This is a genomic window from Synechococcus sp. R6-10 (genome assembly GCF_047461815.1).
GTDB lineage: Bacteria > Cyanobacteriota > Cyanobacteriia > Thermostichales > Thermostichaceae > Thermostichus.
The window spans coordinates 1-547 of sequence record NZ_JANSHW010000314.1; the positions used below are offsets into that span (position 1 = coordinate 1).

Annotated in this window: 1 protein-coding gene; it reads left to right on the forward strand. The window is 66.0% G+C overall.

Features of this window, described 5'->3' with window-relative positions; all coding sequences use genetic code 11:
• Window positions 1-547 (forward strand): Ig-like domain-containing protein (locus tag NW837_RS09395; RefSeq protein WP_414330979.1); only part of this gene is annotated, 547 nt, incomplete at both ends.

Genomic DNA, 547 nt, shown 5'->3' on the forward strand with positions numbered 1-547 from the left:
TGGTGCTGCTGCCCCTGCTGCTCACCGGTTGCGGCGAAAGCAGCACTGGCACTGTTACACCCGTGCCGCCCCCACCCCCACCACCCCCACCGGCTCCCCCGGCTCCGCCGCCACCACCTCCCACGCCGACTCCCACTCCCACACCCGTAGGCCGCGTCATCAGCATCAGCCCGGCGGATGGCGCCACCAACGTTTCTATCACCACCAGCATTGTTATTCGCTTCAGCGAGCCGGTGCGCGAGGCTCCCTTCGCTCAGGCCTTGAGCATCACCTCGGTGGCGCCGCAAGCGGGAGTTGTGCCGGCTCGCGACTTGGCCTTCAATGCCGACCGCACTCAGGTCACCATCACCTTCCGCACGCCGCTCACCAACGATGCCGTGTACCGGGTTGTCATCTCGCGGGCAGTGCCGGACTTGTTTGCTTCCGGGCGCAGTTTGCCGGAAGACTTTGTGGCCACCTTCACCACTGGTTTTGTGGCAGCTCCGGGGGGTCCCATCAGCCTGCTGCCGACGCAACTGGCCGCTCTCACCCCAACAGGGCAAGTCTT